Source organism: Pseudomonas jinjuensis (genome assembly GCF_900103845.1).
Classification (GTDB): domain Bacteria; phylum Pseudomonadota; class Gammaproteobacteria; order Pseudomonadales; family Pseudomonadaceae; genus Pseudomonas; species Pseudomonas jinjuensis.
Map to the genome: position 1 here is coordinate 41,742 of NZ_FNIJ01000002.1, position 22,444 is coordinate 64,185.

A 22,444-nucleotide genomic window follows, 5' to 3' on the forward strand; every position below is an offset into this window, starting at 1 on the left:
CCATGAAATATCTACTTGAGCAGCAACTTGCCGCCCTTGATCGCCGCCTTGACCTTGTCCAGCCGCGCCTCGTAGTTCTCCACGCCACGGCGGGTGTCGCCGGTGGCGCGGTTCAGGTAGCGGTCGTTCATCTTGCGGGTGAAGTTGGCCTGGGTGGTGCCGAAGCTGCCGCCGAGGGCGTCGCGCAGATTCAGGATTAGCACCGCGAAGCCGCGGTCGACGTCGGCGGCATCGGCGATCTCGCCGGCGGTGGTGTCGGCGTCGTTGATGTCCGGCGTGACGGCGGTGAAGGTCGGGTAGGCCGGCGACTCGGATTTCTGCCCGCTCGGCGTGCTCTTGCGCACCCATTCCTTGTCCGCCGGATTGCGCTTCTCGTAGGTGCCCCATTCGGCCTTGAGCAGGCTGGGCCAGGGCGATTCGCCGCCACCGCCGGCCAGCGGGTGGTAGCCGATAGTGAAGCTGTACCAGATCGGTTCGATCTGCGCCGGCGGGCCTTCCACCGCCTTCTGCTTGGCGGTGCGTTCCACCGAGCTGCCGAAGGGGATGTTGTACTTCGGCCCGTTGGCCGGGGTCAGGTTGGAATCCACCGCGTCGCCGCCGAGCTTGTGTGGCAGCAGGTGCATGCGCACGTAGGTCTGGTTCTCGCGCAGCGGCTTGGGAATCATCGTCCAGCCCTGCAGGTTGCCCTTGTGCGCGGTGGACGAGGTGCCGGTGTGCACCGGGTACTTGTAGCCCGGCGCGTTGACGATGTAGTCGGCGCTGAAGCTGCGCGCCTTCACGTTGTCGGCCATCACCGGCAGCTTCGGCGGCGGGAAGTCCTTGGCGCCGCTGCCGAACATGTGCCGCAGATACGTCGTGCCCATGTGGTCGAGGTGCTGCTGCAGGGCATCGGCGAGCTTCCTGTTGTCCTCGACGCCCCTGGTCTTCTTGGCGGTGGACGAGCCGGCGTCGGCGGCGATCAGCGCCTGTTCGGCGGGCACCACCTGGGTGGTGTAGTAGGTCTGCGCCTGGGTCACCAGGGCGAGTTCCGGGCTGCCGGCCTTGGCTTCCTTCTGCCGCTGCTTGAGGAACACGTCGATCTGCAGCGGGTTGCTGCTCGCCACGTAGAGTTTGGCCGACTTCTTCTGGCCCTTGTACGACAGCGTGTGGGACTCGCCGGAGTCGTCCTTGAAGCCGGACCGGGCCTTCCACCAGTCGATCAGCTTGCGCGCGGTTTCCTTGACCTTCTCCTTCGCCTTCTTCGCGCCGGCCTTGATCTTGCTCACCACCTTTTTCGCGATCGCCACCGCCTTGTCCACTACCCAGTCGATGGCCTTGTTGATCGGCCTGGTGATGGTGGTGATGACGCTCTTCACCTGCTTGGCGATGTTGCCGAGGCCGAGCACCGAGGCGAACAGCGAGATCAGCACCGGCACCGAGCGGGCCAGGGCGTTCTCCACCGCCTCGGTGACCTTGGCGAAGTTGCCGGCGGCGACCTCGGCGACCGCCGCGTACACCGAGAGGATGAAGTCCTTGATCTGCTGGTAGCGCTCGATCAGGAACATCACCAGGTCGAACACCAGCTTGATCGCCTTGACGATGGCCGACGCCGGGTTGGTCAGCGACAGCAGCCAGACGATGCCCTCCTTGATCGCGGTGACGATCAGCCAGTTGCGGATGGCCGCCATCACCGTTTCCTTGAGGTTGGACAGCTGCGTCTTGATCTCTTCCCAGAGCGCGCCGGGGCCTTCGTCGATCACCTTGAGCAGCAGCTCGTAGCCCTTTTCCACCAGCTCGAACACCGGCGCGACGGCAGGCACCTTCCTGATCACCCGCGCCTTGATGTTGGCGTAGGTCAGCCCGAGCACCTGCAGGACGATGCTGAGGATGCCGCGCGGGCTGAACTCGAACGGACCGCTCAGGTTGACCTCGGCCAGCGCGCCGGTGAGCCAGCCGACCACGCCGTCGATGAGGTGCTTCTTGATGTGCTTGAAGAAGTTGCCGATGCCGTCGCCTACCGCGCCGAACAGTTTCCTGATGAAGCCCACCGGGTCCTTGAGGATCGACATCACCGCCTTGCCGGCGCGGTCGAAGAACTCGAACACCGGTTTGGAGTCCACCCCGGCGATCTCGCAGGCACCCTCGATGGCCGCCCGCAGCGCCTCGGCGAAGTCGCCCTGGAGCACCGCGCCGGCCACCCGCACGGCGGTCTTCAGCGCGGTCTGGAAGGTCGAGAGGATCTTGTCGAGGGCGGCGGCGAGGGAATCGGCCAGCTTGGTGATGCCCTCGATGGCCGCGTCGGCCACGCTGTTCACGCCGTCGATGGCGGCGTCGGTGACCGAGTCGATGCCGTCGTTGATGCGCTTGGCAAGACCGGGGAAGGTGTCCTTCAGGTAGGTGTTGACCTTGTCCTTGGCCCAGTCGCGGAACTTGTCCAGCTTGTCCACCACCCAGTCGCGGGCGGCGTTGATCAGGCCGATGGCGGCGTTCTTGGCCTTCTCGATGATGGTCTTCACCGCGTTGCGCACGGCGGTGAAGACCTTGTCGATGGCGTCGGTGATCACCTTCACCGCGCGCTTGATGGCGTTCTTCGCGCGGTCCCACCAGCTGCCCTTGTCCTGCTCCTTCTCCAGCTCGGCCTTCTTCTCGGCGGCCTTGCGCTCGCCCTCGGTCTTCTCCTTCTCGGCGTCCTTCTCGCCGGTGTCCAGCTCGGTCTTCGCCTTGCCTTCCTCGCTCTTGACGTGGTCGCCGATCTCCTTGCGCGCCTTGCCCTGCTCGGTGGCGGCGTCGGCGCTGAAGGCGTTGACGTGGTCGTAGGCCTCGCCGATGCCTTCGCCCTGCAGCCTGGCGACCTTGCCGCGGTTGTCGATCACCAGCTTGCGCTGGGCGGCGTCGGTGTCGGCGTTGAGCTGCGCGGCGGCCTGCTGGGCGGTGTCGATCTCGCGGTCCTTGTCGGTGTCGCGGGCGGTGGCGGCGTCCACCGTCTGGCTGCGCGCCTCGGCGAGGTTCGGCGTGAGGGTCTTGGCGATGCGCGCGTCGGCGTTGTCGCGCACGTCCTGCGGCAGCGGCGCGGCGGCGTAGGCGGCGACGTTGTCGTCGGCCTGCGGATCGATGGTCGCCGCGGCTTCCGGCGAGACGGCGACCGGGCGCTGCTCGTCGAGCTTGCGCGGCTGGATGTTGGCCTGCCCGGGGTTGTTGCGCAGCGCCGTGACCTGGGCGTCGCGCTGGTCCTTCAGCGCCGTGGTGCCTTCCTCGCGCGGCGTGTCCATGCGCCCGGGATCGGCCTCGCCGGAAAGCCCCACCTTCGGCCGGTCGCCGGCGGAGGTGTCGATGCTGTCGTCCTTCGTGCGGATGCCCTTGATGAACTTCTTGAGGAAGTTCATGAAGCGGTCCCAGAACGAGCCGGAGTCTTCCTCCTCCAGTTCCTTCTCGCGCTCGGCATTGCCGCGGAACGGCAGCGGCGTGCCTTCCGAGACCGTCTGCAGGTTGCCCGGGTCGCTGCCCTGCACGCCGTCGCCGAGCTGCGCATCGCCGGGGATGGGAATCTGGTCGGCGCTGGCCAGGGGCACGTCGACGCTGCCTGAGGTCTTGGCTTCCAGTACCGGCGGGTTGTCGACGATGTCCTGCTGCTCGGCTTTCATCTTGCCGTCGATGGCCGGGCCGAGTTCGGGCTGGGTGACGGCCATGGCCGAGGGGCTGGCGTCGATGAACCTGGTGGTCGCCTCGTCGGAGCTGCCGGACAGGTCGGCCTTCTCGATTACGGCCACTTCCTCGGCGGGACCGATGTCGGCGGGCGGCGGCAGGCTCAGGTCGGGTTCCGGCAGCGTTTCGCCCATCAGGTCGCCGGGCGGGGCGGGCACCTCGCTCTCCAGGTCGAGGCTTTCCACCGTCGGCCCACGGTCCTCCGCCGGCTGCGGCACCTTCGCCTCGGCGGCCGGAGCGGCGGATTCAGCCTCTATCGGTTCCGGCTCGCGGCCCACCGTGACCAGCGGCGCTTCCGGCAGGCTCAGCTTGCCCACCGGGTCGAGGAAGTGGTTCCAGTGCTCCAACTCGTGCCAGCGTTCCTGCACCTGGCCGCCGAGGTTGTCCTCGCCGGCGGTGTTGCCGTTGATGGTGGCGACGCGGGTCAGCTTGAGCGGCTTGCCTTCGGCGTCCTTGCGGCTCTCCAGCCCGGTGACCATGGCGAAGTGGTTGTTCGGCAGCACGTCGATGGCGATGTCGCCCTTGCGCGGCAGTTCGCCGGCCGGGCGCAGCTTCAGCGCGTCGAGGGCCGGCGCGCCGAGCTTCCAGTCGGGAATCGGCAGGCCCGCCTTCTTCATCGCCCACCAGGTGAAGATGCCGCACCAACTGGGCAGCGCGTCCATGCGGGTCTTCTTGCCGTCCTTGTCGGTCTTCTCGATGGTGGTGATCCTGTCGATCACCTGCTCGCTGACCACCGGGCCGCCGAACGCCGTGGAGAAGTATTCGCGCAGGCGTTCCCAGCCGACACGCTTGCCGTCGGCGCCGCTCTTCTTCGCATTGACCTTGCCGATCTCGCCGCGCGCCAGGCGGATCGCCTCGACGATCTCCGGGCGTACCTGGTAGCTGTCGGCGTCTTCGGCGGCGGCGAGGCTGACCACGTCCTTGTCGCCGCCTTGCGCTTCCGGCTGCACCGCGCCCTGCTGGATGGTGTGGGTCAGTTCGTGGGCGAGCAGGTGCTGGCCGGAGCGGGAGTCCGGGGCGAACTTGCCCTCGTTGAAGAAGATGTCGCTGCCGTGGGTGAACGCCTGTGCCTTGAGCGCCTGGGACAGCAGCACGGCGGGGGCGTCGGTGTGGATGCGCACGCCATCCAGTTTCGCGCCGAACTGCGCCTCCATCTTCTCGCGCAGCGGGCCGGGCAGGGGATTGCCGCCGCCCCGGGAGGCGCGAATCTGCCGGGCGATTTCGGCGGAAGGCGAGGTGCCGGCGTGGCTGGAGCGGGCTTGCAGCTCCTCCTCTTCTTCCCTGGCCTGGGCCTGTTCTTCCTCGGGTTGATCGCCCTTGGTTTGGAGTTCTTCCTTTTTCTCGGGATCAGCCCTGGCCTGGACTTCTTCCTTCTCTTCGGTTTTTGCCTGGACTTCCTTTTCCTCTTCTCTGTTCTGGACTTCCTCTTCCTCGACCGCCTTGGCCTGGGTTTCCTCCTCTGGCTCGGCGGCGCGCTGGGCCAGTGGGGTGACGCCCGCCGCCAGTCCGCTGCCGGCGCCCTTGCCGTCCACCACCTGGTCGGCGACGCGGTCCGCTTCCAGTTCGTAGCGGTCGCCAGGGCGGCCGACCTTCATCCGTGCCTGGGGTTCTTCCTCGCGGGCTTTCGCCTGGGTGAAGAACGGCTTGCGCGCCGCGCCCCCGCCCTTGGCCTCGCTGGTGGAGGCTTTGCGTTGCGGCGCGGCGGCGGTCTTCATGGCTGGCGCCAGTCCACGGCAAGGATCGACTGCATGAAGGGCGTGCGCACCCGCGACAGCGCCCACGGCAGGTCGCGCAGCAGCACGTCGATGCCGCTGGGTTCGACGCTGAGCAGCCAGCTTTCGCCCCGCCGCTCCAGCCGTCCCGGGCGGCTCAGGAAGCCCTCGCGCAGGCCGGCGGGTGTCGTGTTGCCCAGCCGCCCCCAGTGGCCGATCACGCTGCGCAGCAGGGCTTCCGATGCCGCCCGCTCCTGTTCGCTGAACTCGATGCGACGCGGCACCGGTTCGCTGAAGGGCAATCCGCAGAGCAGCTTGAACAGCACGGTTTCCGGCTCCGGCGCGTCCTCGGCGCCGGTCGCCAGATGATGGGCGAGCAGCACCGCGCGGCATTGCGCGGCGTGGTCGCGGAAGCGACCGGGGCCGGCGAGCAGGCCGAGGCGGTCGAAGAACATCGAGAGATAGGGATGCAGCAGCACCGCACCGGCGGCATGCACCGGGCGTGGGCTGGATTGCGCGGCTTCGGCCGGCTCGGCTGCCGTTGCGCCGGGCGCAGCAGGTGCGGGGATGGCAGCGGTCGGCAGCGTGGGCATGGCGATGTGATTGTCCAGCGCCACATACAGGCCGATCACCTCGCCCAGCTCCGGCATCCGCAGTCCGCTGGCAAGCGTGCGGAACATCTCACCCAGCGCGGCGACCTGCGCTTCCGGCAGCGGACTCAAAGAAGCCGATGGCGCCGCCGCATCCTCGCCAAAGGCCGTCGCCAGCGGCAGCGCCAGTTCCTCCGGTAGCAGCGCGCGCAGCAGGCGGCGCAGCAGCGCGACGGGCAGCTGGCGCACCAGCCGTTCGCAGGCAGCCCGTCGGATCAGCGGCGGGCGCAGGCGTTCGGCCAGTTGGCGCAGGGCGCGGGGATCGAGGGCCAGCAGATTGGACGCGAGCAGCGCCAGCGCCTTGCCCGGTTCGACCCACGGCAGTTCGCCGCTGTGCAGGAAGGCGATCAGCTCGTCGGTATCCGGCGCTGCGTCGGCGGGCGGAGGCGGTGGCACCACTGCGGCGGCCAGTTGCGCGGCCAGCCGCCGCAGCAGTTCGTCGCCATCCAGCTGCGCCGGGTCGAAGGCGCCCAGGTCGATTTCCACGCGGTCGAGGCGGATCAGTTCGCCGGGGCGGTCGATGCGGTCGAGGGCGGCCTGCAGCGCCGGCAGGATCAGCGCGTCGAAGCGGTTGCGCAGCATGTCGCCGAAGCCGCCGAGGGCAGCCTCGTCCGGCGCGGCGAGGTCGAAGACCAGCCGGCCGATGCGATGCTCCGCGCCTGCCATTCCACTATCCCGCGATCAGCTGCAGGCTGACGTTGAGCGTGGCGCCGGCCTTCAGCCCGATCTCCACCGGCGCCGATCTGGCCGTGCCGCTGGTGGCGACGAAGGAGTATTTGCTGGAGGGCAGGTCCAGCGTCAGGGTCGCTTCTGGCATGCGGCGTTCGCTGCTCTTGCCGGTGGCGAGGTCGGTGACCAGCAGGATCGCGCCCTGCACCGGCACGGGACGGCGCAGATCGCCGGAGGTCACGCTGACCACCACCTTGCCGGTGGTTGGCGCGGGTGTGGGCGTCGGGGTTGGCGTGGGTGTCGGCGTCGGGGCGGGTGTCGGAGCCGGCGTCACCACCGCGTCGGTCAGCACCGCGCGATTCAGCAGATTGGCCTTGATGGTGCCGACGCCCTGGTTGATGCGCTTGTCCACCACCACGTCCGAGCAGTCGCTGTCGCAGCACAGGTAGGGCAGGCAGAAGTCGCCGAGCACGACGAAATCGTCGAGCTGGTCGTCGCTGCGCGGCTTGCTGCTGGCGAGCAGCTGCCTGATCGATTCTTCCGGCGAGAGGTCGGGCGCATTGGCCTTGAGCAGCTTGGCGAACAGGTCGCCGATGCCGCCGCGCAGTTTTTCCAGGGCGATGCGCATGCCCACGTCCAGCTCGTCGCGCCCGGCATACAGCAGCACGAAGGTGCCGCCCACCGGCACGCCGGCCTTGTGCTCCAGGCCGGGATGCTTGCGGGCGAAGCCGGGGAAGGTCATCTCGTCGAACATCGACTTCAGGCGCTTGGCCAGCTCCTGGGTGATGGTCGCGCTGGACACCTGGGTCGCCGCCGCGTTGACCATGTCGCGCTTGCCGACGATGGCGAGGTTGGCGTTGGCGATCTCCACGCCGGCGCGGCTGGAGTCGGTTTCCGCCTGCGCCACGTAGCTGGCGTAGGCATCGGTGAAGCCGTGCAGGGCGGTGTCGAAGGCGGCGCCGTCGAAATCGGCGAGGGAGTCGGCGCTGGCGACCTTCATCATTTCCTCGGCGCGCGCCATCAGCGCCACCGAGGGGTAGATGGCCTTGCTCAGCTCCTCGCGGTCGCCGGCCACGCCGAGGCTGTCGCTGGCGGCGCGCACGCGGTCGAACAGCTCGCCGCCGATGGCCTTGTCGCGCACCTTGTCGTAGACGCTGGCGACCGCGACGGTCTGCAGTGGCTGCTCGGCCACGGCGTTCTGGGCGATGAACTTCAGCGTGTCGCCGGCCAGGACCTTCTCGCTGCGCGCGCTGCTCAGCAACTGGTCGCTGATCAGGCGGACCTTCTGCTGTTCCTTCGGCTCCAGGTTCAGCACGGCGATATTGGCATTCAGCACCAGCCCGCCGACGGCGCCACCGGCCGGGGGCGTGGTGGACGGCGGCGTGCGTTTGGTGGCCTTGGTGGCGTCGAGGCGGCCGAGCACCTGCACCAGCCAGACCATGAAGGCGAAGATCGCCGCCATGATCATCAGGAAGATCACGTCGAGGTCGCGCATCCGGCACATCAGCAGTTGCTGGATGGCGGCCTGGGCGCGCTGGCGGGCGGCGTCGTTCTGCCGGGGATCGTCGCTCAGCGCGAGCCACACCGGCTGGATGGAGAGCGACAGGCCGAGCCGGCGCTTCTCACTGATCAGTTCGGCCATGGTCGAGCCGAGCGGCTTGCCGAGCACGCCTTCGATGCGCACGAAGTCCTCGCCGTCCTGGCGCAGCAGGAACGGATGGGGATTGGCGGCGGCAGTGAACTGCCAGGAGAAGATCGCGCCGAAGCGGTTGGCCCGCGCCTTGCGCCACGACCAGTTGGCGAACAGGTCGCTGGCGGTGTCGAAGCGGTAGTAGAAGGGGATCGCCCGTTCGCCCAGCGGCGCGGCGCCGTCGCGGGACGGGGTCAGTTCGATGCTGGCGCCGAGCAGGTTGCGCGTGGCGAAGGTCTGCGCCAGCAGCATCGTGCGGGCGAACAGCGAACGCACTTCGGCGGCCTTGCCGTAATCGGCGCCGGCCACCGGGGAGGGCACGAAATGATGCCGACGGCGGGCCGGAGCGCCTTCCGGCGCGGCGCCGCCCTTGGCAGTGAGCGGGTCGTACTTGAGGTATTCGGCCAGGGTCTTCGGCGCGCCGGCGAAGGCCAGCGGGCGCGGCTCGACGTCGCCGGCCAGCACATGGCGGGGGAAGCGCGCCGGGTCGGGCGCGCACTCGGCATCGAAGGCCGCCGCGCAGTCGATGAACTCGTTGTAGCTGCTGACGATGTCGTGCAGGCCGCCGTACAGGTACTGCACCAGCGACGGCACCTCGGCCAGCGCGGCGAGCATGTTGAGGAAGTGCTGCTTCGGAATCGGCCCCTCGGGGAAGCGTTCCACCGGGTAGAGATCGCGCAGCAGCGGCTGGTAGGCGTTCCATGCGGCGTTCATCGCCGGCATCAGTTGCACCGCGGTCTTGGCGATGCTGGCGAGGTAGCGGGCGTACAGGTCGGCGAGGGCGACCAGCGAGCTGCCGGCCGGATTCACCTTGTCCATGGCGAGGCGCGACAGGCCCAGCCTTGGATGATTGGCGCGGTCCATCGGGCGCCCGGCGATGGCCTGTTCCTGGGTCAGGATGGTGTCGGCGACGCTGCGCGAAACAAGCAGGCGGCGCAGGGTCAGGTTCATCTCCGAACCCTTGTCCGAGCAGTCGTTGACGTCGCAGTTCTTCAGCGATTCGAGGTTGGTTTCGAGGAACAGCAGCAGCGTCTTGTCGGCGACGAAGGCGGCGCTCAGCGGCGTCGGCGCGGCTTCTCCGGGTGCGGGCTGGAAATCGGTGGGCAGCAGCTCGAAGGCCTGGCGCTGGGTATTGCCGTCGAACAGGAACGGGTAGCGCGCCTTCGCCTTGTCCTCCGCCGTGGCGGTGGGCGCCGAGGGGATCGGGACTTCATAGGGACGCACCCGGTCGAACACAGTGCGGTCCTCGACGATCAGGTGCCCCATCGAGGTGACGGCGACGCCGCGCGACAGCGCCAGGGTGCCCGCCGCGGCATTCCAGTCCGGACGCAGCCCGCAGAGGATGCCGATCCCGGTCAGGTTGGCGCGGGTGGTGCGGTCCTGCGGTTCGAGGTAGTCGATGATGTCGTTCAGCTGCTCGGAAGTGAGCACCTGGCCGGTCTCGAACACCGGGTAGAAGGTCTGGATATCCATCTGCCGCGCTCCCTAGAAGATGCCGAGGGCTGTGGAGCCCAGGCGGACTATGGGTGTTTCCTCGCCTGAGTCGCAGTCGTGCAGCGATGCGGCGGGGTAGACGGTGGTGAGCGATTCGAGGATTTCGATCAGCGCCCGCGCCCTGTCGCCGACCTCCATGGGATCGGGGCGCGGCGCGGCTTTCGCGTCGAGCCAGGCGTGGTAGGCGGCGTCGAGGTCGATCATCTGCCGCTGGCCGATCCAGCAGATCTTCACCTGCACGTGGGCCGGCGCTTCCTCGCGCAGGGTGCGTTCCAGCAGGGCGCGGAAGTTCAGGTCGCGGAAGCGCTCCGGCCAGTACGGCAGCACCACCGAGACGCGGAACGAATACGGGTCCTGCTCGCCGCAGAAGGCGCATTCGTCGCTGAGGCACACCTGCATCAGCTTGTCGCCCACCGCCTGCGGGCGCAGCAGGAGGTGCTCGATCAGGTGCATGCCCTCGGAACCGCACAGGTCGGAGGCGAGTATTTCGTCGTAGCGGTCGACGATGGCGCGGGCGGCCTGGTAGGCGTCGGCCTCGGTGTCGAAGGTGTTCCTGTGGGTGAGCGGCGTCGGCCCGCAGACGATGCGCAGGGTGAAGGTGGTGGCGCCCTGGGTTTCCACCACCTCGAAGGCGTCTTCCTCGCGCAGGCCGGGATAGACATCGGCCGCGGCGGCCAGCGCGGCATCGGCGTCGGCGAAGGTTTCCGCCGAGGCGAACAGCAGCTTGTTGCCGGCGTCGCGGATCGCCACCTGGAATTCGTCGCCGGTCTTCAGGGTGCGCAGCAGCTTGTCGAAATGCCCGGCGCAGTGCAGGTCGCGGCGGCTCAGGTCGTCGATGCCGAGCAGGCGCCCGGCGCGGCGTTCCAGGCCGGAGATGTTGTCGCTGTCCCACACCCGCGCCGGGTCCTCGGGGCGGATGTTGGCGGCCTGGCCGCGCTCGCGGGACAGCCGCGGGTATTCGGCGAGGAAGTCGATCTTGTCCTCGATCAGCTGGTCCGAGGTCTTCAGGCGGTCGCCGGAGAGGCGGAACGAGAGCAGCGCGTAGTCGGCGAAACGCTCGGCGAAGCGCGCGATCAGGTGGTCGAGCACGCGGTTGCGCCGTTCGAGGAAGCCTTCCTCGGTTTCGCTCAGGCGCACGCGGGTGAGGTCGTCGGCCAGGCTGGCGTCGATGAAGAACTCGCTGTCGAAGTCGCTCAGCGAGCCGGCGATGCCGCTCAGGCGCGGGCTGAACCAGGTGCGGTCGAGGGTCTTGTCCAGGGAGTAGAGGCGGCGCAGGTTGGCGAGCTGGCCGAGGTAGTCGGCGAGCATCTGGTCGAAGAAGGTCAGGTAGCCCTTGAGCTGGCGCGCCTGGGCGATGCGCGGGGCTTCCTCGGTGGGCGAGATGCGCGCCGCGCCGATCTTGTAGGTGGCGGGAAAGTCGTGCTGCACGCTGTAGAAGGCGTCGGTGTTGCGCCAGCGGCCGAGCGGCACCGGCAGCACCTGGTCCGGCGCCACGTACAGCTCGCGGCGGTCGAGGCCGCGCAGGTGGTCGAGGGTGCGCTGGAACTCGGTGACCTGGGCGCGGTAGGGGATGCCGGCCTTGTGGAAGAGCAGCTTGGAGCCGGCCATATGGAACACCGGCTGGTGGTCGGCGGGCACCGCCAGGGTCCACTTCACAGCGTTGCCGGCGGGCTGGCCGTCGCTGCCGTAGACGCGCAGCTGCAGGTTGCTGATTGCCTCCACGCCGTCGATGTCCACCACCAGGTTGATGATGTCCGAGGCCTGCACCTTGCGCCGCTGCTCGCTATTGGCGAGGTCCTCGTCGGTGATGAAGCCGGGTTTGGTGAACACCGGCTGGCCGTTGCAGGTGAAGGCGAAATCGACGAAGGGACCGTTGAAGATCTCGTCGGGCTGGCGGCCTTCGCGGAGCATTTCCTCCAGGGTGCGGTAGCGCACCGGCGCCGACAGGTACTTCTCGATCTCGTGGAAGACCCGCGCCTGCACTTCCTCCAGATCGGCATCCGGGGTCACCTCGATATCGGCGCAGATACCGATGCGGTACGGGATCACCGTGTCGATGGAGAGGAAGTCCTCGCACAATCCGCGATGGGCGTGCAGCACGCAGCGCACCGCGTCGAGGGACTGGGCGCGGCGCTGCTGCTTGCGCCAGAACAGCGGCAGCAGGTCGTCGTCGGCGGCGGTCGCCAGCAGCACGCCGCGGATGGCCTGGGCGGTGATGTTCAGCGGCGGGCGGTCGGGGCGCGGACGGTCCTCGATCACGCGGACGGTGCAGGGTTGCAGGGTGAGCGACTGGCCGCCGTCCAGCGTCAGGTTGAGGCTGGCGTTGAAGCCGCCCGGAGTGGAGGACACGCTCAGCGAATCGAGGCTGGCGAGGTCGCTGGCGAAGTCGATGGCGCCGGCAAGAAAGGCCGGGTCGATGCAGTCGAAGGCCAGTACCGCGCCCTTCAGCGCGCCGCGACGGACCTGGTAGGTCAGCACCGATTCGTTCAGCGAGCCGAGCAGGTCGTCGATCTCCAGTTCCACCCGCACCTTGTACAGGCCGGACAGCTTCAGCGGATGGTTGGCCTGGTTCGCCGCGTTCTTCGCCTCGTAGCTCAGCGCATCGGCCAGGCAGTCGGCGTACAGCGGCACTTCGGAAAGACGGTAGTTGGCCGGCTCGGCGGGGTTCTGCATGGGATCGAGCCAGGCGTTGCGCAGCCCTTCGATGCGCAGCAGCAGGCGGCGGTAGTCGAAGAGGGTGCGCGGCGCGCTGGGCAGCACCTCGTGGGCCGGGGCGAGGCCGGAGAGGCTGGCCGGGTCCGTCTTGCCGTCCGGCCCGGTCATCAGGTCGACGGTGGCGAAGCGCGTGCGATAGGTCAGGTCGGTCAGCGCGTAGCAGAGGATTTCCAGCGTGGTGATGCCGGGATCGTGCAGGTTGTGATCGGTCCACAGCAGGCCGGACAGGCGCTGGATGTGCACCAGCCCCTCGGCGCGCAGGAAGCCGTAGTCGAACGCCGGGGCCAGTTGCGGCTGGCGCGGGATGGAGGCTTCAGCCATTGCCGGGCACCTCGCTGATGCTGTGGCGGGCGGCGGAAACGAGGATCGAGCGCGCCGTGCTGGCCTCGATCAGCTCCACGTCCACCGGCGTCCAGCCGCCGGCCGGGGCGGCGATGTCGACCTTGTGGTAGAGGCGGAAGTCGGTGACGTAGTCCACCTGCGGCTGTTCCTCGACGAAGTCGATGATGGTGGATTTCCACAGCTTGCCGCCGAAGGTGATCTCGCCGCCGCCGGGGCGCGACCAGGGCGTGAGGAAGCCGATCAGCGCCTTGTTCAGCTCGTCGATGTAGAAGGCGATGTCGCCGATGCCGGGCATGAACTTCACCTTGAAGTCCACCTGCACCTCCTCGAATTTCGGGTTCTGCACCTCCAGCCGCACGAAGGGCGAGATGCGCTTGCGCAGGAAGGCGTCCACCGCCGCCAGGGTCGCCTGGTCGGTGTACGGGCGCAGCGGGTCGCGGGTGTTCTGGCCGTGGGTCCAGGGCACGGTGACCACGGTCACGGCGCCGGGCATCTGCTCGTTGTCGGCGATGATGGTGTTCTGCGCGTTGCGTTGCAGCTCCGTGGTACCCAGGCACTTCACCCGGTACAGGCGCGGGAAGGCTTCCAGCACCAGCGCCTCGTAGTCCCACAGGGTCACGGCGCGGTCCTTGTGCCGCAGGCGCTCGCTGACGCGGGTGGCGAAGGCCCGCGCGCCTTCCCGCGGGCGGCCGTCGAAGGAGCTGTAGGGCTGGGTGATCTTCTTGATCGCCAGTTCCGGCGCCGCCAGCCTGGAGATGCTCGCGGCCGGCAGCGGCGTGGCGAGGAAGGCCGGGTCGTTATCCTGGTCGACGAAGCTGGCGCGGGCGGCCTGGGCGTCCACCGAGAGCAGCCGGTTCAGCGCCGCCGCGTCCTGGGTCGCGGCGATGCGTATCCAGTGCAGGCCGGCGGGCAGCACGCGGTGGGCGGTGTCGGCGGCTTCCGGCAGGTTCAGGCCGAGCACGCCGGAGCTGCTGAAGTCGCCGGTCTTGTCGTCGATGTCCTGCTCGTCCAGCGCCAGCCAGGCATCGCCGTCGAGGTAGTGGAACTGCAGTTGCGGCGCCTGTTTCAGTGGATCGCCGGAGCCGTCCGCCACCTGCACCAGCAGGGTCAGGCGGGCGGGGGCGGCGAAGTCCTTCACGCCGATCAGCAGCGCGCCTTCGAAGGGCAGGGCGGGGAACAGGCGGCCATCGGCGGTGCCGTCGGACAGGCCGAAGGGATGCAGCAGGGTGAAGTCCTCCACCGCATCGCGGGTGGTGGCGTAGGCGGCTTCCAGACGGGTGACCAGCGGGTTGTAGGGCTCGCGCGGCAGGTTCTGGGTGGTGACGTTGACGCCCGTCGTGGCCGCGTAGGCGGCGCCGCCGGAAAGGCCGATCAGCGCGCGGGTGTTCTCGCGGACGAAGGCGGCGTGGCCGAAGTCCAGCGGCAGGCGCAGGCGCGCGAAGCCGTTTAGCGAGGTGGCGGTGAGCGGCGGGTTTTCCAGCGTCTGTTCGGTGAGCCCGTCGATCAGGTCGGCGCCCTTCATGGCGACTTCCACGGCGGTTTCGCCGAGGCCGATATCGGTGTCGTTGGTCGGCTTGCGGCCCCGGCCGAAGCGCCGCGAGGTGCGGCTGGAGCCGGGCACGGCGATCCACTTGCCGCCGCTGAGCACCGATTCGCCGGGGTTGTAGCTGTCGGCCGAGCGATTGCGGAAGTAGCCGGTGGAGCTGTAGCTGCTTGCCCAGTCGAGGCCGAGCGCCCACTCGTCGATGGACTTGGAGAAGATTTCCGCCGAACCGATGATCCACTGCGCGCCCACCGTCGGCTGCGCGCCGAACGGGGCGAAGGGTTTGGCGACGTCGACCACGCCGCCGCCGGCCACCACCATCAGGTTCTTCAGGCCGCTGGCCTCGGCGCTCAGGGTCAGGCGGCTGGCGCGGATGTCGCGCAGCACGGCGAAGGCGCGGGCGCTGCCGGGCGCATCGAAGTCGAAGGTCAGTTCCGCCACCGGCACGCCGGGCGGATAGTCGCCGCCGTGCAGCCTGGCGTCGAGCGGGACTATGGGCGGATCGTCGGGATCGAGGTCGAGGCTGATCTCGATGATATGCAGGCCCTTGCCGCTGCCCTTGCTGCCGGCGAAGGCGTTGGGTTTCTTCTTCCGCGCATCGCTCTTGCTGGTTTTCGATTGCGCCTTGCTGTCTGCCGCCACCTCTTCGGCCGGCTCGGTGAAGCTGTTGTCCAGCACGGTGGCTATCTGCGCCGTGCCGCGCAGTTCGAACCAGCCCTTTTCGCCGGTCAGGCGGACGATCCAGCGCGGGGCGATGGCGGTGCTCGCCAGAGGGTTCTTCAGTTCGGCGCGCAGGACGATCCGGCGGGCGCCCTCGCGGAGGAACAGCTTGCGGTCGGCGATGGCGAAACCGATGCGCGCGGCGGGGCTGGCCGCCGGGCCGAAGGGCGGCCAGCCCGGTTCGTCCTTGGCCAGTTGCACTTCGCCGAGGCCATCCCGCGAGCGCACCGCCAGCGCGGCCAGCGGCAGCCGGGTCGGCGCCGCGGACGTGCCGCCCGCCAGCACCTGCAGGCCGCGCAGTTCGGCGACGCTGGCGCGGTTGACCACGATGTCGTTGTCCAGCGCGTAGGACACCGGATTGCCCAGCGCATCCTTGCCGGCGCGCAGCAGGGTGCCGGCGCGCAGCAGGTGGGCCTCCACGCCCTTGGCCAGTTCGAACAGCAGGTGCAGGTGGTCCGGCTGCGCCGCGCGGTTGTCCAGGCGCAGCACTTCGCGGAAGTAGAAGTCCAGGTGGCGTTCGGTGAACCGGTTGAGTTCGCCGCGCGCGTGCTGGAACAGCTTGAGGAAGGCCAGCCACAGGCCGTAGTTCGGCGCATGCCCGGCGAAGCTCGCCAGCGACTCTTCGAGGTGGACGACGGCGTCGCGACGGATGCGCTCCAGGCCCTGGTAGATGTGTTCCACCGAGGTGCTCAGCAGGTTGTAGCTGAGGGCGTCGTAGATCTGTTCGTAGCGCTGGTTGGACTGGCCGATGGCGTCCAGCCAGGGCGAGGGATCGGCGGCGGTGGCGGCGTAGAACGACGCCCAGCCGGAAGGAGCGACCTTGGCGAGGATCGCAGCCGGTACGGGAGCTACCGAGAACGCCGGCTGCCCGGCGATGGCGGATGCGAGGGTGGCGGACAGGCGCAGGCGTGTGTCGCCCAGAGCACCGGCGATGTTGTAGTCGGCCGGCAGCAGCGGATCGTCGGCGAACACCTCGTTGCCGGCGCCGAGGCTGGCGTCGAAGGCGCCCTTGTACCAGCCGATCAGCCCGGCGAGCGGTTCGGCCAGGTCGCGGGCGGCGAGTTCGACCAGGGTGCGCACGAAGGGATGGTCGCCGGGCAGACGCGCGTGGTGGCTGCCGGCGATCTGCAACAGCAGCAGCGGCAGGTGGAAGGCGAGGCGCATGTGCGCGGCGAGCTGGGCCGGGTCGCGCGCCGGGTCGGCCTTCAGCCAGTTCTCCAGGTCGAGCTGGGCGCCGCGGAAGGCGTCCACCGGCAGCTTGGCCAGCGCCGCGAGGCTGGCGCTCAGGTCGCTCTCGAAGAACGCGCTCCAGTCGCCGGCCCTGGCGTTGCCGGCGTCGTAGTACTGCACGTGTTTCGCGTAGCGCTGGCCGAACAGGATCAGGTCGGCGAGGTCGCGCTCGTCGGGGAGGAAGTGGTCGCTGGCGAGTTCGGCGCGGATGCGGCCGTCCTGGGTCAGGCCGGAGCGGACCAGGGAGTTCCCTTTCGCGCAGGTCACGGTCTCAGCCCTCGTTCAGGTAGTAGGGGTAGACGAAGTTGAAGCGCGAGTTGGAGCCGCGCACCTTGTAGCCGATGGCGATGAGCAGGCGGCCGGCGGGCTGGTCCGGCTCGACGGTGATCTGGTCGGCGTCGATGCGCGCCTCGTGGTAGATGATCGCGGTGCGGATCAGGTTCTCCAGCCAGGCGATGCGCGAGGCGTTCATCACCTCGAACACCGAGCTGTCCAGCGCGCAGCCAAACAGCGGGTTCATGATCCGTTCGCCGAAGGCGGTGCTGAAGATGATCCGCAGGCTTTCCTCGATGTCGCGGATGCCGCTGCTCATGCTCACGCTGGCGGCCTTCTTGTCGAAGGCCGGCGGGAAGCTCCAGCCGCTGCCGATGAAGGGATCTTCGAGGGCCATAGTGCCGCTCCTTAGCCAATCATGACGGTGAAGTCGCCGAGCACGATGCTGCCGCCGTGGGCCGTGCTGTCGCCCATGCGCGCCGCCGGCTTGCCGCCGATCAGCACCGTGGCGGAACCGGCGACGATGCTGTCCGGCGGGCCGGAGCAACTGGCGCTGTCGCCGACCACCGCGGCGGGCAGGCCGCCGATCAGCACGCTGGCGACGCCGGGGCCGAGCACCGGCCCGCCCACGTGGGGCACCGTGCCGGTGACCATCGGGCAGACGTGCAGGTCGTTGAGTCGGGCGGCGGGTGGCATGGCCATCTCCTTCAGTTGATCTGCACCAGCGAGCCCTTGACCACGGTGCTGGCGCTGGAGCTGATCTCCGCGCCGCCCGAGCCCTTGGCCTTGAAGCTGGCATTGGCCGACAGCTCGACGTTGGTGCCTTCGATCTTCACGTCGCCGGTGGCCTTGAGCTTGATATCGCCGGGACTTTCCATGGCGATGCCGTCGGAGTTCAGCTCGATCCTGTTGCCGTTCTGGTCCTCGACGAGGATCGACTTGCCGTCCTCGGAGAGCACCACCTTGTTGCCGGCCGGGGTGTCGATGCTGGCGACGATCCTGTCGTCGTCCCAATGGATGCGCATGCCGGCGCGGGTGACGATGGCCTTCTCGTGGTTGTCGTTGGCGCCGGTCAGCGGGTTCGGCCTGGCGCTGGAGTGCAGCGCGCCGAGGATCACCGGATGGTGCGGGTCGCCGTCGAGGAAGCCGACCACCACTTCGTCGTCCAGCTCCGGGCGGAACGAGGTGCTGCGCTTGTCGCCGGCATCCAGCAGCGCCTGCCGCGCCCACACCAGCCCGTCGGTTTCGCTGATGGTGGCGAGGCGCAGCTGGATGCGTTCCTCGCCGGCCGGGTCGCCTTCCAGCGCGGCGACCACGCCGATCTGCAGGCCCGCCACCGGTGGGGAAATGCCACCGGCGGCCGGCGCGGCCACCGGGTAGCGCTCGGCGTGGGGCTTGGGATCGGAGCCGACCAGCACTTCGCTGACCCAGTCGCCGTGGCCGAGGCGGTGGCGCACGCCGGAGACGAAGCCCAGCCCGTTGAAGCGGCTGCCGAAGCCGCCGAGGTCGATCAGCACGCCGGGTTGCAGCGCGGCGTTGCCCTGCACGCGCAGGCGGCCGCGTATCGCCGCCCGCCGCGCGCGCCCCATGCCGGCGGCGGCCCACTGGTCGAGCATGGCCTGGTCCAGCGCGCCGGGGTGGCGCAGGGCGGAGTTCACCCCGCCGGCCTCGGCCAGCTGGCTGCCGGAGATGTCGCCGGGACCGGGCGTGGCGACGTCGTCGGACTGGCTGGTGAGCAGTTCCTGGTTGGTCATGTCCCAGGCGCCGGTCTCGACGTGGGTGAACTGGGTTTCCGCGTCCAGCTCCAGTTCGGCGGAGAGCAGCCCCTGGCCGAACACCGCCGGGATTTCCGCGACGCCGGCAACAGTGGGCGGGGCGACGCTGACCTTGCCGTCGACGCAGATCACCGCATGGCCGCACAGCTCGGCGCGCATCACCAGGAAGTCCCAGTCGCTGACCTGATGCTGCACCACCTGCTGGTGCTTGAGGCTGGTGGCGGTGACGTCGGCGGTCAGTCCCGCGTTCAGGCCGATCAGCTGTTCCATCACCTCGGAATCGCTGACCTCGCTGAAGTTGCGCGAGCGGCGGCCGAGGGTCATGCGGAACACCGGGTCGCGCAGTTCCACGGTCAGCCGCGAGCCGCCGCGCAAACCGACCTCGATGCGCTGGCGGACAACGATGCCCTTGAACAGCGTGCTTTCCTCGGAGGAATAGCCGCCGAGGATTTCCACCTCGACGCCGGGGATCAGCGTGGCTTCCTCGGAGCGGGCGAAGGTCTGCTTCGCCGCGTCGCCGTCGAGCAGCACGATGGTCGCCTTCGGCACGCGGTTCACTTCGCGGCGGATCTCGATGGAGACGATCTCGTACTCCGCGTCCAGCGCGGTGCCGTCCGCCTTCACGGTGAAGGTGGTGAGGCTGGTCGGGCGGGTGTCGAATTCGGGCAGGCCGGGCATCGCGTCACCTCAACGGCGGGAGGTACAGCGCGCTGCCCGGGGCGAGCCGGCGCACGGTGTCGAGCTGGTTGGCCTCGGCGACGCTCATGTAGTGCGCCGGGTCCTTGTAGACGTCGTGGACGATCTTCGACAGGTGCTCGCCTTCCAGTACCTGGTGCGCGTGCTGGATGTCCGGCGAGGCGAGGTTCTTCAGCAGTTCGCCGAAGCCCTTGGGCGTGTGCTCGCGGAAGGTCACCGACATGCTCGCGCGCAGCGGCAGGCCGGCGGGGGAGAACAGCTTGTAGGCCACCGAGTAGCTTTCCAGCACCGTGGTCACCAGCAGGCGGCCCCACACCAGCATGAGGAAGCGCGGCCGGTGCACGTTGCCGCTGAAGCCGACGGTGAGCTTGAACAGCTCGATCTGCGCCACCACCGAGAGGCCGGTGGACGGCGCCACCGCGTCCAGCGCGCCGGCCGGCGGCGGGGCGGGGGAGACGCCGGTGCCGTCGAGCAGCAGCTCGAAGCTGTACTTCTTCGGATTGACCCGCTCGAACTTCGCCTCGGAACCGGCCGAACCCTGCGGCGGCTCGTCGGGGCCGTACTTGAATTCGGTGGTGTCGGTGTAGGTCTCCGGGTTGAACTGCACGATGAAGGGCGGCCCGGCCGGCGGGCCCAGGGCGCCCTCGGAGTCCTCGAAGGGGATGATGGTCAGCTTGAGCAGGGCGCCATCCATGCGTCAGCGCTCCCCGATCCGGTCGAGTTCGCGTTCCAGCTGCTCGATCACCCGCCGGGTGACTTCGGCGACCAGTTCCTCGCGGTCCACCGGAGCGGCCTGCGCCGGCTGTTCGCCGGGCGCCTGTGCTGACGGGCGATCGACAGTGCCACGAACCACCACTTCGTTGATGAATACGGGCATATCGCTGTTTCCTTAGTCGACGCGGAAGTACTGGTAGGCCAGCTCCAGCGTTTCGACGACTATTTCCGAGGACTCCGCGCTGAAGTCCGAGATCACCCACTTCTTCGGCCAGGCGCCGACCACGGTGTAGGTCTGCAGCGGCCCGTGGGTCTCGTCGAGCAGCGTCACCCACACGGTCACCGGCTGGATCACCAGGTTGTGCACGGCGTCCAGCACCCACTTGCGCAGCCCGGAATCCACCAGCAGGCCGCGCTTGAGCACCAGGTCCGGGTAGCGTCCGCGCACCGGCAGCTTGTGCGAGAAGCGGTTCTCGCCGCCCTCGTTGTAGGCGAACTCCTCCAGCTCCATGGTCAGCCCGGAGACGTCGCGGAAGCGCACGTCGCGTTCCGTCGCCCCGGGCACGTCGAAGCGGGCGTTGAAGTGGAAGCCGACCGGTGGCAGGTAGACGCTCATGGCGCCGCTACTCGTTCTGGATGGTCAGGCCGTCGTGGGCCAGTTCGATGGACTCGATGGCGATCTCGTTGCCGTCGGCCTTGAGGTCGGTGGAACCGATCTTGGTCGGCCAGGCGTTCTTGATCTTCCACACCATCACCGGCTCGTGCGCCTCGTTGAGCAGGCTGACGATCACGTCGCGGCGCTCCACGGTGTTCAGCGAGACGGTGTTCCACCAGTTGAAGTAGTCGTTGTCCGACTTGAACACGCCGCGCTTCATGGTGACGTTGGGGTACTTCTGCATGCCGGGAATCTTCAGCTTGGAGAATTCCCGCAGGGCGCCGTCGCGGTATTCGATCACCTCGGTCTCCACGTCCAGCCCGGAGATCTCGGTGAAGCCGATGCGCGTGCCACCCCACTGGACCTGGAAGTGGAACTTGGGAAGCGGATAGTCGCTCATGATTCAGGGCCTCCGGTCAGGCTTCAGGCATCTTCTGCATGAAGCGCAGGACGATGAACTCGGCGGGGCGGACGATGGCCAGGTGCACCTCGACGATCATCAGGCCGTTGAGGATGTCGTCGGCGCTCATGGTCTGGCCGAGGCCGACCACCACGCGGAACGCCTGCTCGGGCTTGGCGCCCATCAGCGCGCCGTCGCGCCACTGGTTGATCAGGAAGTTCTCGATCATGGTCCGCGTCTTGACCCAGGTGTTGGCATCGTTGGGCTCGAAGACGAACACGCCGACCGCCTTGCGCACCGATTCCTCGACGAAGTTGGCGAAGCGCCGCACGTTGATGTAGCGCCACTCGTTGTCGTTGCCGGCCAGGGTGCGGCCGCCCCAGACCAGCGAGCCCTTGCCGAAGAAGGCGCGGATCACGTTCACCGACTTGCCGGTGGTGGCGTCGATGTTGAGACCGTCCTGCAGGTCGTTGGTGGCGTTGACCGCCGGGCCGATCACCAGGCTCAGGCCGACGTTGGCCGGCGCCTTCCACACGCCGCGGGTGCGGTCCACCTGGGCATACACGCCGGCGATGGCGCCGGAGGGCGGCAGGGTCACGTAGGCCTCGCCGATGAACGCCTGGATCGCCGAGTAGACGGCGGTTTCCTTGCCCTTGATGTCGAGGGTGGCGTCGTCGAGCTTCTTGCCGGCGGCATTCGGCACGGCTGCCGAGGTTTCCTTGCCGTCGTCGGCCACCGTGACCACGTCGAAGGCGGTGAGGGTGACGTTGGCGTCGGCGCTGGCGAACGGCACGTTGGTGTTGACGTACGGGAAGTAGGCCGCGCCGTACTTGAGGAACTCGACGGTGTTCTTGGTCACCCTGGCGCGGAAGTTGGCGGTCACCTTGGCGTTGTCGTCGGTGCCGCCGGCCACGGCGTTGCGCACGTCGGCGATGGTGAAGCGGTCCTGGGTCTTGTTGCAGCTGGTCAGGGCGGCGTCGACCACCGAGCCGTAGTCGCCGTCGTTGGCCAGCTTCACCGCGTCGGGGAAGACCAGCAGGGTCGGCTCGTCCACCGCTTCCAGCGCGGTGATGGCGTCGGTGAAGGCGCCCTTGGTCGCATTGCCGTAGCCGCCCACCGAGTAGACGTAGCAGGGGCCGCCGCCGTTGGCGAAGTACAGCTGCATGGCGTAGTGGAGGAACTGCGTGGGCAGCGACGGCTTGGCGGTCCAGCTCAGCGCCACGCCGAGCAGCCGGCCGCCGGCGGTGACGCGCTTGCTCACGCTGATCGCCATGTCCTGCACCGGCGGCTTGCCAAAGTACGCTTCGTACTCCAGCAGCGAGGTGAGGCGGACGGCGGTCTTGGTCAGGTCTTCGCCCTGCTTGCCGACAGCTTTCTCGGTGTAGCCGATGAAGGCGGGAATCGCCGTGGCGACCGGCGCGACCGAGGGCGGAAAGACGGGGATTTCCTCGACGTAGACACCAGGGGTGCTGTAGCTGGGCATGA

At 68.6% G+C, this 22,444-nt stretch carries 13 protein-coding genes; all 13 read right to left on the reverse strand.

Annotated features, from left to right (window positions below; translation table 11 throughout):
* Positions 1–11 precede the first annotated feature (11 nt).
* Genes BLR75_RS02615 through BLR75_RS02670 form a run of 13 tightly spaced genes read right to left on the reverse strand, consistent with a single transcriptional unit; the run spans position 12 to position 22,442 of the window.
* Positions 12–5,396 (reverse strand): eCIS core domain-containing protein, encoded by a 5,385-nt coding sequence (locus BLR75_RS02615; RefSeq protein WP_169720210.1) that lies wholly within the window; start codon positions 5,394–5,396, stop codon positions 12–14.
* Positions 5,393–6,709 carry a contractile injection system tape measure protein gene (locus tag BLR75_RS26615; RefSeq protein ID WP_169720211.1) on the reverse strand — a complete coding sequence of 439 codons (1,317 nt, stop codon included), beginning with the start codon at positions 6,707–6,709 and terminating at the stop codon, positions 5,393–5,395. Before BLR75_RS26615 ends, BLR75_RS02615 begins: the two co-directional genes overlap by 4 nt.
* 4 nt (positions 6,710–6,713) lie before the next feature.
* The gene (locus BLR75_RS27155; protein ID WP_084309821.1) at positions 6,714–9,875 is read right to left on the reverse strand and encodes a hypothetical protein; all 3,162 of its coding nucleotides are present in this window, start codon (positions 9,873–9,875) and stop codon (positions 6,714–6,716) included.
* A 12-nt stretch (positions 9,876–9,887) separates the two neighbouring features.
* Positions 9,888–12,932, reverse strand: a complete 3,045-nt coding sequence (locus BLR75_RS02625; protein WP_084309822.1) for a hypothetical protein — start codon at positions 12,930–12,932, stop codon at positions 9,888–9,890.
* Positions 12,925–16,713: a baseplate J/gp47 family protein gene (locus BLR75_RS02630; RefSeq protein ID WP_084309823.1), complete on the reverse strand. Its 3,789-nt coding sequence runs from the start codon at positions 16,711–16,713 to the stop codon at positions 12,925–12,927. Before BLR75_RS02630 ends, BLR75_RS02625 begins: the two co-directional genes overlap by 8 nt.
* A gap of 4 nt (positions 16,714–16,717) precedes the next feature.
* Positions 16,718–17,116 carry a GPW/gp25 family protein gene (locus tag BLR75_RS02635; protein ID WP_084309824.1) on the reverse strand — a complete coding sequence of 133 codons (399 nt, stop codon included), beginning with the start codon at positions 17,114–17,116 and terminating at the stop codon, positions 16,718–16,720.
* An 11-nt stretch (positions 17,117–17,127) separates the two neighbouring features.
* Positions 17,128–17,415 (reverse strand): PAAR domain-containing protein, encoded by a 288-nt coding sequence (locus BLR75_RS02640; RefSeq protein WP_084309825.1) that lies wholly within the window; start codon positions 17,413–17,415, stop codon positions 17,128–17,130.
* A gap of 11 nt (positions 17,416–17,426) precedes the next feature.
* On the reverse strand, positions 17,427–19,172 hold the full coding sequence (vgrG, locus tag BLR75_RS02645; protein WP_084309826.1) for a type VI secretion system tip protein VgrG: 1,746 nt from the start codon (positions 19,170–19,172) through the stop codon (positions 17,427–17,429).
* Between the two features lie 4 nt (positions 19,173–19,176).
* The gene (locus BLR75_RS02650) at positions 19,177–19,884 is read right to left on the reverse strand and encodes a CIS tube protein (protein ID WP_084309827.1); all 708 of its coding nucleotides are present in this window, start codon (positions 19,882–19,884) and stop codon (positions 19,177–19,179) included.
* Between the two features lie 3 nt (positions 19,885–19,887).
* The gene (locus BLR75_RS02655) at positions 19,888–20,067 is read right to left on the reverse strand and encodes a DUF5908 family protein (protein ID WP_084309828.1); all 180 of its coding nucleotides are present in this window, start codon (positions 20,065–20,067) and stop codon (positions 19,888–19,890) included.
* A gap of 12 nt (positions 20,068–20,079) precedes the next feature.
* Entirely contained in the window at positions 20,080–20,520 is a 441-nt protein-coding gene (locus tag BLR75_RS02660; protein ID WP_084309829.1) for a phage tail protein, read from the reverse strand.
* Positions 20,521–20,527: 7 nt separating this feature from the next.
* Positions 20,528–20,959, reverse strand: a complete 432-nt coding sequence (locus BLR75_RS02665; RefSeq protein ID WP_084309830.1) for a phage tail protein — start codon at positions 20,957–20,959, stop codon at positions 20,528–20,530.
* Positions 20,960–20,975: 16 nt separating this feature from the next.
* Positions 20,976–22,442, reverse strand: coding sequence for a phage tail sheath family protein (locus BLR75_RS02670; RefSeq protein ID WP_084309831.1), 1,467 nt, complete (start codon positions 22,440–22,442; stop codon positions 20,976–20,978).
* Positions 22,443–22,444: the final 2 nt, after the last annotated feature.